Origin of the sequence: Weizmannia sp. CD-2023, assembly GCF_036225245.1 — a bacterium.
Taxonomy (GTDB): Bacteria; Bacillota; Bacilli; order Bacillales; family Bacillaceae_C; genus Weizmannia; species Weizmannia faecalis.
The window spans coordinates 46600-56408 of sequence record NZ_JARTJQ010000003.1 but is presented as its reverse complement, the minus strand read 5'-3'; the positions used below and the strand labels follow the sequence as shown (position 1 = coordinate 56408).

Sequence of the window (9809 nt, the reverse complement as noted above, 5' to 3'; positions counted from 1 at the left end):
AGCAAGTAAAGCACGGTAGCCGAAAGTGTACAAAAAGAGTGTCTTGGAATACCCGATATTTAAACCTTGTCGAGAAAAACTTGACACATACGAAGTTTTGAAGAGCCTTGACAAGCAGGAAAGTTCGTCATTATAATGATATAGACTGTCGTTTATCATTCGAACGAATTCCCTCGAGGAGGTGTCATACATGAAAAGAACTTATCAGCCTAATAAAAGAAAAAGAAGCAAAGTCCACGGCTTCCGTGCGCGCATGAGTACAAAAAACGGCCGCAAAGTATTGGCAAGACGGCGCCGCAAAGGAAGAAAAGTATTATCCGCATAACCACTGAAAAGTCTCAGTGGTTTTTTTTAACAAAAAAGGCGGTTTCGGGGTCACCGCTTTTTCACTGCATCACTGTTGGCAGGTCAGAAGGAGTATATATGAGAAAATCTTATCGGATAAAAAAAAATACAGAATTTCAGGAGGTTTTCAAGCACGGGAAGTCGTTCGCAAACCGCCAGTTTGTTGTATACGTGCTGGAAAAGGAAAACCGAAAACATTTCAGAATCGGGCTTTCCGTCAGCAAGAAGCTGGGGAATGCCGTCAAAAGAAATCAAATCAAAAGATATATCCGGCAAGTGTTTTTAGAGTTGAAAGAAGACATCCCGCCCGGATATGATTATATTATTATCGCCAGAAAACCGGCGGCCGAGATGAATTACCATGAAGTCAAGAAGAGCTTAATCCATGTCCTGAAAATAGCCCATGTCCTTAAAAAAAGTTAGAATAAAAGAAAGAAGTGCCAGGGCGTGTGGCAGCATCCGGCTGCTTTGGATCATCTAAAAAAGTAAGCGTTTTTTGCTGAAATCTCACACAGGGGAGGACAAACGATTGGGAAAAAAGTTTTTTCTGGCAGGAATGGTACTTGCCCTTGCCGCCGTGATGGCCGGCTGTACGGAATTTAATCAGGATATCACACCGGAAAGCAAAGGAATCTGGAACCAGTATATTGTATATCCCTTATCCTGGCTGATTATAAAGGCAGCCCAATTTCTGGGGGGCAGCTATGGGCTATCCATTATTTTGATTACGATTATCATCCGCCTTGCCATTTTGCCGCTGAATATCACCCAGTTAAAAAGTGCGAAAGCCATGCAGGCACTCCAGCCTGAAATCAAAAAACTGCAGGAAAAATATGCCTCAAAAGATGCGGTAACACGGCAAAAACTCCAGCAGGAAATGATGAAATTGTATCAGGAGTACCATATCAATCCTGCCGCAGGATGCCTGCCGATTTTAATTCAAATGCCGATTTTAATCGGATTTTACCATGCCATCAACCGGACGCCGGCTATCCGCGAATCCGCTTTTCTTTGGTTTGATCTCGGATCCGTGGATTATGTGCTTGCTGTGATTGCCGGGATCACCACCTTTCTCCAGCAAAAAGTGATGATGTCCGGGGGAAATTATGATGCAAATCCGCAAATGAAAATGCAAATGAACATGATGCTTTGGTTTATGCCCATTATGATTATTGTAATCGGCGTGGGGCTTCCGTCCGCGCTGCCGCTGTACTGGATTGTCGGGAACATCTTCATGATTGTCCAGTCGTATTTCATTAAAAGTCCTACTGCAAGTATGCCTGTCCAAAACGCGAAAGCCAGGGGGACGAAAAAATGAAGGAAACGACTTCAACAGGGAAAAATGTAGAAGATGCTGTCAACCAGGCCCTTCGCGAGCTTGAAACGGAAAAAGAAAATGTGGAGATTGAGATTCTTGATGAAGGCAAAAAAGGCATATTCGGTCTGCTCGGCGCGAAACCGGCAGTGGTCCATGTCCGGCTGAAAGAGACGCCGGTTGAGCAAGTGCTCTCATATTTGCGCAATATTATCGAAAAAATGGGGGTTTCCCCCGGCCTTCAATTCGAAGAACATGACCGGACATTGCATATTAACGTGACAGGCGAAAATCTTCCACTGCTGATCGGAAAAAGGGGACAAACATTAAACGCTTTGCAGTTTCTCACGCAGCTGGCAGCGAACCGGTATTATCCGCATTATGAAAGAGTGATGCTCAATATCGGCGATTACCGGAAAAGGCGGGAAGAGGCGCTAACCCGGCTTGCGGAAAGGCTTTCTGCCCAGGTTTTGCGCACCGGACGGCCGGTAAAGCTCGAGCCAATGCCATCCTATGAAAGAAAAATCATCCACAGTGCGCTCGCTCATCATAAACAGGTCATCACCTATTCAGAAGGAAATGAACCAAAACGTTATGTTGTCATTGATTTGGCAAAGCGTTGAACGGCCTCCTTCCGGGAAACCGGGGGAGGCTTTTTTTTAGCCGCACCCTCTGGACGGAAAGCTTTTTTGCCGGTTGAAAAAAACCAGCATATCCACAACCTGGAGCAATCAGCTTTTTCTGCCGTTGTTATTCACATGTGGATAAGTTAAAATGGAATTATCGGCTTTTTGTGGATTGTGGAAAAGAACATATCGCTTGTATTCACGAAAAAATTTGGTATTCTATTACGTTAGGTGAAAAAAAGAAAACAGAATGCCAATCTTTTATATAAATGACCAAAAAAGGAAGCGGGGTGAAAAAATGGAAATGGATACAATTGCGGCGATCTCGACGCCGATGGGAGAGGGAGCGATTTCGATTGTCCGGCTAAGCGGCGAAAATGCGATTGCGATTGCGAATCGATTATTTGCAGGTGTCGGCGGAAAAAAACTAGTGAATGTCCCTTCGCACACGATCCATTATGGGAAAATTGTCGACACGGACACTGGAGAAACCGTTGAGGAAGCGATGGTGAGCGTGATGAAAGCGCCGAAAACGTTCACGCGCGAAGATGTCGTGGAAATCAACTGCCATGGCGGGCTTGTCGCTGTAAACCGGGTATTGCAGCTCGTTTTAAAAAATGGTGCGCGCCTTGCCGAGCCGGGCGAATTTACAAAACGGGCGTTTTTGAACGGACGCATTGATCTCTCACAGGCGGAAGCAGTCATGGATTTAATCCGCGCCAAAACGGATAAAGCGATGAACGTGGCGATCGGCCAGATGGAAGGCAGATTGTCGAAACTGGTCAAAAAGCTGCGCCAGGAAATACTGGAAGTCGTCGCGCATATCGAAGTCAATATTGATTATCCGGAATACGACGATGTTGAAGAGATGACGCACCGCATGCTGAAAGAAAAAGCACAGTACATCAAAAATGAAATTGAAAAACTGTTGCGGACAGCGCATCAGGGAAAAATTTTGCGGGAAGGGTTGTCAACGGCTATTATCGGCCGCCCGAATGTTGGAAAATCATCATTGTTAAACAGCCTTGTCCAGGAAAATAAGGCAATTGTCACCGATATTCCCGGCACGACACGCGATGTGATCGAAGAATACGTCAATGTCCGCGGTGTGCCGCTGCGCCTGATTGACACCGCAGGCATCCGCGAAACAGAAGATATCGTGGAACGAATTGGTGTGGAACGTTCGCGGAAAGCGCTCAAGGAAGCGGATTTGATTTTGCTTGTTATCAACTCATCCGAGCCGCTCAGCCCGGAAGATGAGGCATTGTTTGAAGCGGTGGAAGGCATGGATGTGATTGTCATCTTAAATAAGTGGGACCTGCCGCATCAAGTGGAGATGGAAAGCGTCCGCGAACTTGCACAAGGCGCGAAAATCCTTACCACGTCGCTTGTAACAGAGGAAGGCATGGAAAAATTGGAAGATGCGATTGCTGCGATGTATTTTGAAGGGCAGATGGAAACAGGCGACCTGACATATGTATCAAACAGCCGCCATATTGCGCTTTTGAACCAGGCATTGGAAGCCATTCAAGATGTGCAAAACGGCATTCAATCCAACACCCCGATTGATATCATCCAAATCGACCTGACCCGGACATGGGACCTGCTCGGCGAAATCATCGGCGACACCGTCCAGGAAAGCTTACTGAACCAACTCTTCTCCCAATTCTGCCTCGGGAAATAGAAAAGCGGAGGCGACTGTATAGCGGCGTACGGATTTTGTAGTCTTCGACCGAGATAAAGGAAACACGATGAGCCGGTAGGCGAATCGATGCCCGCTTATCGAAAGGAGAAGACGTAAAAATCCGCTAGCCGCTAGGAGCCGCAGCTAGACAAAGAAAAGCGGAGGGCGTTTGCCCGTTGATTTTATAAAATAAAGGAGTGATAAGCATGCGGCAATACGATGCAGGAGACTATGATGTCATTGTAGTCGGCGCCGGGCATGCCGGTTGTGAAGCAGGCCTGGCCGCCGCAAGAATCGGTGCCAAAACGTTAATGATCACGATTAACCTTGATATGATTGCCTACATGCCGTGCAACCCGTCGATCGGCGGTCCGGCAAAAGGGATCGTCGTCCGCGAAATCGATGCACTCGGTGGTGAAATGGGCAGGAATATCGATAAAACCTATATTCAAATGCGGATGCTCAATACTGGAAAAGGGCCGGCCGTTCAGGCGCTCAGGGCCCAGGCGGATAAAGTCGAGTACCAGCGTGAAATGAAAAAAACCATCGAAAACCAGGAAAATTTGACGCTTTTGCAAGGGATGGTCGAAGCACTTGTACTTGAAGACGGTGTCTGCAAAGGCGTTGTTACAAAAACCGGCGCAAAATATACAGCCAAAACGGTTGTGCTGACGACCGGCACGTTCCTGCGCGGCGAAATTATTATCGGGGAACTGAAATATTCAAGCGGCCCGAATAACCAGCAGCCTTCCATTGCCCTCGCTGAAAAACTGGAAGAACTCGGCTTTGACCTCGTCCGCTTTAAAACCGGGACGCCACCGCGCGTAAACGGCAAAACGATTGATTACAGCAAAACGGAAATCCAGCCGGGCGATCTGGAACCGCGGGCATTCAGTTATGAAACGACGAAGATGATCACGGACCAGCTTCCTTGCTGGCTGACTTACACCAATGAACGTACCCATGCCATTATTGACGCCAATCTCGGCCGCGCGCCGATGTTTTCCGGCATGATTAAAGGCACCGGGCCGCGTTATTGCCCATCGATTGAAGACAAAGTCGTCCGCTTCCATGACAAGCCCCGCCACCAACTCTTCCTGGAACCGGAAGGCCGCCACACGGAAGAAGTATATGTACAAGGGCTCTCAACAAGCATGCCGGAAGAAGTGCAAAGGGAAATTTTGGCCTCAATTGAAGGGCTGGAGCATGCAAAAATGATGCGCCCCGGTTATGCGATTGAATATGATGCGATCACGCCGACCCAGCTGTGGCCGACACTCGAAACGAAAAAAGTGAAGAACCTTTATACAGCCGGCCAAATCAACGGGACGTCCGGTTACGAAGAAGCAGCCGGGCAGGGGATTATTGCCGGCATCAATGCAGCGCAGAGAGCACTGGGGAAAGAAGAACTTGTCCTCGGCCGTTCCGATGCTTATATCGGTGTTTTAATTGATGACCTGGTCACAAAAGGAACGCGCGAACCGTACCGCCTTTTGACCTCCCGTGCCGAATACCGCCTGCTGCTGCGCCATGACAATGCAGATCTCAGGCTGACTGAAATTGGCTATAAAATCGGCTTGATTTCCGAAGAACGTTACCGGAAATTTACGGCGAAAAAACAGGCGATTGAAGCGGAAATCAAGCGTTTGAAATCCGTCATTCTGAAACCGGATGAAAAAACGCAGACACTGATCCGGGAAGCGGGAGGAAGCGAACTGAAAGACGGCATCCACGCCGCTGATCTCCTGAAACGGCCGGAAATGCGGTATGAACATATCAAAGCGCTTGTGCCGCCTGAAACGGAACTTCCGCCTGAAGTGGAAGAACAGGTGGAAATCCAGATCAAATATGAAGGCTATATCGCAAAATCATTGCAGCAAGTGGAACGGATGAAAAAGCTGGAAGACAAAAAAATCCCGTCTGATATTGATTATGATGCGATCCACGGGCTGGCAACGGAAGCGCGCCAAAAATTAAACAAAGTGCGCCCGATCTCGATTGCCCAGGCATCGCGCATTTCCGGCGTAAATCCGGCTGATATTTCAATTTTGCTTGTCTACATTGAACAGGGGAAAATTGCAAAAATCCCTGGATAAGGCATGAAGCCCGGGTTTTTCCGGCTTCTCTCTTTTTTTACATATCAATCGAAAGGATGGAAAAATGGACAGCGGACAATTCATTCCATTATTGGCTGAAAAAGGCATCACCTTAAGCGGGGAACAAAAGCAGCAGTTTGAAACGTATTATGAATGGCTTGTTGACTGGAACAACAAGATGAACTTAACGGCGATTACGGAAAAAGGGGAAGTGTATCTCAAACACTTTTATGATTCGCTGACAGCCGCCTTTTTTACCGATTTTAACGGCCCACTGCACGTTTGTGATGTCGGCGCCGGCGCCGGCTTTCCGGGCATCCCGTTAAAAATCTGTTTTCCGGAAATCCGGCTTTCGATTGTCGATTCATTGCAAAAAAGGATTACATTTCTCGGGCATTTAACAGAAGCGCTCGGTTTAAAACAAGTTTTTCTATTTCACGACAGGGCTGAAACCTTTGCCAAAAAACCGGAACACCGCGAACAATACGATGTGGTCACGGCAAGGGCGGTCGCCAGAATGTCCGTCCTCTCCGAACTGTGCCTGCCGCTTGTGAAACCCGGCGGCAGATTTATCGCGATGAAAGCCCAGCATGCCAAAGAAGAGCTCGAAAAAGCGGAAAAAGCGATCCGTCTCCTCGGCGGACAAACGGAAAATGTATACAACTTTACCTTGCCGGTTGAAGAAAGTGAAAGAAACCTGATTGTCGTCAAAAAGGTAAAGGAAACGCCGAAAAAATATCCGCGCAAACCGGGAACCCCGGTAAAACTCCCGCTTGAATAAGGCGGGCGTTTTACCGTGCCGGAAATCGGGATGATGCGCTAAAATGAGGGAGATTGTTCGAAAAATCGCCGGGAGTTTGGCAGGAACTTGTCTTATAATAGAGAATAAGTAGTTAGGGAGAATTTATAAGGTGGTGTACAGTGAATGAAGCATCCTTTCTCTCGTTTTTTCGGAGTGGAGGAAGAAATCGGGGAAGAAGAACTGGAAGCAGAGAATGAAAATGAAGAGATTAAAAATATCTCCGTCTCCTGCATTATCCCGAACCGGTTTCAGCCACGGACCATTTTTAATGAAGAGAAAATAGATGAACTTGCAAGAACGATCCACACCCATGGCATCATCCAGCCAATCGTCGTCCGCGAATACGAAGCAGGCCAGTATGAAATCATTGCGGGGGAAAGAAGATTCCGGGCTGTCCGGAAACTGGGCTGGGAAACCGTGCCTGCCATCATAAAGAATATGAGCGATACGGAAACAGCCTCGATTGCTTTAATTGAGAACCTACAGCGCGAAGAACTGACGCCGATTGAAGAAGCGATGGCTTACGGAAAGCTTTTGGAACTTCACCATTTGACCCAGGAAGCACTGGCACAGCGCCTTGGCAAAGGACAATCAACGGTTGCAAATAAACTGCGCCTTTTGAAATTGCCCCCGGAAGTGCAGGAAGCCCTTTTGAAAAAACAGATCACGGAACGCCATGCACGGGCATTGATTCCTTTAAAAGAGGCGGAAAAGCAGGTTCGCGTCCTCAATGAAATACTCGCAAAAAATTTAAATGTGAAACAAACGGAAGATTATGTCACCCGTATGATGAATAAGCCGGAAAAAAAAGCAAAGCCGCGCAGACAGGCGTTCAGCAAAGATATGCGCATTGCCGTCAATACGATCCGCCAGTCTGTTTCCATGGTGACCGATTCCGGGATCAATCTCGATTCAAAAGAAGAAGATTTCGAGGACTACTATCAAATTACGATTCGGATCCCGAAAAAGGCGAAATCCCAATAAAAGAAACTTGGATGACAGGTTTCTTTTTTTTCAGGTGCAGGCCACTCCCTATCCACCGGCTTTAAACATCTGCCGGGTTTGTGCTGCCTGCCTTGGCTTTACAACAAAGCCCTTTTTCCTGGTATCCCGGCGGTGCTGCGTTCTTTTCTGCATGGGTGCAAGGCTTTGGCATTAGAAGCCGCGCCTCCTGGTTTTCAATTGCCGAAAAAACTTGAAACATACTTTTTTCGGTTTACAGTAAACGAATCTTGCAAACTTTGATACAATAAAGTTACGTGTTTGCCGTTTCTGCAAATGCAGACGGGCCGTGACTAGCGTGACAAAAAAGGTAGGTGGCAACCGTGGGAAAAGTGATTTCTATCGCCAATCAAAAAGGAGGCGTAGGAAAAACAACCACTTCTGTCAACTTGGGTGCCTGCTTAGCATACATCGGGAAGAAGGTTTTGCTTGTCGATACCGACCCCCAGGGAAATGCAACAAGCGGAGCCGGAATTGATAAAGGCGAAGTTCAGCAGTGTATTTATGATGTGTTAGTGGAAGATGCGAATATAAAAGATGTGATCAGGGCAACGGCCGTGGACGGGCTTTATTCCGTGCCGGCAACGATTCAACTGGCGGGAGCGGAGATTGAACTGGTTCCGACCATTTCAAGGGAAGTCAGGTTAAAGCGGGCGATCAGCGCCATCAAAGACGATTATGATTATATTATCATTGACTGCCCCCCCTCTCTCGGGCTATTGACGTTAAATGCACTGACCGCGTCGGATGCCGTCATTATCCCCGTCCAGTGCGAATATTACGCGTTGGAAGGGTTAAGCCAGCTGCTCAGCACGGTCAGGCTTGTCCAGAAGCATTTGAACCACAATCTAATGATTGACGGCGTGCTGCTGACGATGCTCGATGCCCGTACCAACTTGGGGCTCCAGGTCATTGAAGAAGTGAAAAAATATTTCAGGGACAAAGTATACCGTACCATTATCCCCCGCAATATCCGGTTAAGCGAAGCGCCGAGCCACGGGCAGCCGATTATTCTTTACGACCCCAAATCGCGCGGTGCGGAAGTGTATTTAGACTTAGCAAAGGAAGTGGCGGCAAATGGCTAAAGGACTTGGAAAAGGCATTAACGCGTTGTTTGCGAATATGGACGTCGACAAAGAAGATGCCGTGCAGGAAGTCAATATTAAAGAATTGCGCCCGAATCCTTATCAGCCGCGGAAAAATTTTGAACCCGAAGCGCTTAATGAATTAAAAGAATCCATTCTCCAGCATGGCATCCTGCAGCCGCTTATCGTGCGCAAGAGCATTAAAGGATACGAAATCATTGTCGGGGAACGGAGATACAGAGCTGCAAAAGAAGCAAAACTTACAACGGTGCCGGTTGTTGTCCGCAATTTGAACGACCGGCAGATGATGGAATTTGCTGTGCTCGAGAACCTGCAGCGGGAAGATTTAACGCCGATTGAAGAAGCCAATGCGTACCAGTTTTTGCTTGAAAAATTAAATGTTACACAGGAGGAGCTGGCAAAACGGCTCGGAAAAAGCCGGCCCTATATTGCCAATCACCTCCGTATTTTGTCTTTGCCGGTCAGCATCCAGGAAGCCATGTCTAAAGGCAAACTTTCGATGGGGCACGGCCGTACGCTGCTTGGCCTGGAAAAGAAAGAAAAAATGGAAGAAATCGCTGAAAAGGCTATTGCCGAAGGATTAAGTGTCCGCCAGCTGGAAAAGCTTGTCCAGCAGTTGAACCGGAATGTTTCACGTGAAACGAAGAAAGACAAACAGGAAAAAGATATTTTTATCCAGGAACACGAAACGGTTCTGCGCGAAAAGTTTGGGACAACCGTTCATATTAAGCGGACAAAGAAAAAAGGGAAAATTGAAATTGAATTTATGTCCAATGAAGATTTAGAACGGATATTGCAATTGCTGGATGCCGGTTTTGAACAGGAAACGTAAG

General features: G+C 47.4%; 10 protein-coding genes. All 10 read left to right on the top strand.

Features of this window, described 5'->3' with window-relative positions:
* The first annotated feature begins 190 nt into the window (after nucleotides 1-190).
* The 10 genes from rpmH to P9687_RS00675 all read left to right on the top strand — a co-directional run bounded on the left by rpmH (nucleotide 191) and on the right by P9687_RS00675 (nucleotide 9808).
* Nucleotides 191-325: a 50S ribosomal protein L34 gene (gene rpmH, locus P9687_RS00720; RefSeq protein WP_003397591.1), complete on the top strand. Its 135-nt coding sequence runs from the start codon at nucleotides 191-193 to the stop codon at nucleotides 323-325.
* Nucleotides 326-423: 98 nt separating this feature from the next.
* A complete protein-coding gene (gene rnpA / locus P9687_RS00715) occupies nucleotides 424-768 on the top strand; it encodes a ribonuclease P protein component (RefSeq protein WP_014096604.1) in 345 nt (114 codons plus the stop codon).
* A 106-nt stretch (nucleotides 769-874) separates the two neighbouring features.
* A complete protein-coding gene (gene yidC / locus P9687_RS00710; RefSeq protein ID WP_014096605.1) occupies nucleotides 875-1663 on the top strand; it encodes a membrane protein insertase YidC in 789 nt (262 codons plus the stop codon).
* Nucleotides 1660-2283, top strand: a complete 624-nt coding sequence (gene jag / locus P9687_RS00705; protein WP_014096606.1) for an RNA-binding cell elongation regulator Jag/EloR — start codon at nucleotides 1660-1662, stop codon at nucleotides 2281-2283. Before yidC ends, jag begins: the two co-directional genes overlap by 4 nt.
* 301 nt (nucleotides 2284-2584) lie before the next feature.
* A complete protein-coding gene (gene mnmE, locus P9687_RS00700; RefSeq protein ID WP_328228684.1) occupies nucleotides 2585-3970 on the top strand; it encodes a tRNA uridine-5-carboxymethylaminomethyl(34) synthesis GTPase MnmE in 1386 nt (461 codons plus the stop codon).
* 206 nt (nucleotides 3971-4176) lie between these two features.
* Nucleotides 4177-6066, top strand: coding sequence for a tRNA uridine-5-carboxymethylaminomethyl(34) synthesis enzyme MnmG (mnmG, locus tag P9687_RS00695; protein WP_260832180.1), 1890 nt, complete (start codon nucleotides 4177-4179; stop codon nucleotides 6064-6066).
* Between the two features lie 64 nt (nucleotides 6067-6130).
* A complete protein-coding gene (gene rsmG, locus P9687_RS00690; RefSeq protein ID WP_017552562.1) occupies nucleotides 6131-6847 on the top strand; it encodes a 16S rRNA (guanine(527)-N(7))-methyltransferase RsmG in 717 nt (238 codons plus the stop codon).
* A gap of 144 nt (nucleotides 6848-6991) precedes the next feature.
* A complete protein-coding gene (gene noc, locus P9687_RS00685; protein WP_013860897.1) occupies nucleotides 6992-7852 on the top strand; it encodes a nucleoid occlusion protein in 861 nt (286 codons plus the stop codon).
* Between the two features lie 341 nt (nucleotides 7853-8193).
* On the top strand, nucleotides 8194-8955 hold the full coding sequence (locus tag P9687_RS00680; RefSeq protein WP_014096611.1) for a ParA family protein: 762 nt from the start codon (nucleotides 8194-8196) through the stop codon (nucleotides 8953-8955).
* Nucleotides 8948-9808: a ParB/RepB/Spo0J family partition protein gene (locus tag P9687_RS00675; RefSeq protein WP_061565613.1), complete on the top strand. Its 861-nt coding sequence runs from the start codon at nucleotides 8948-8950 to the stop codon at nucleotides 9806-9808. The genes P9687_RS00680 and P9687_RS00675 overlap by 8 nt, the downstream gene beginning before the upstream one ends.
* Nucleotide 9809: the final 1 nt, after the last annotated feature.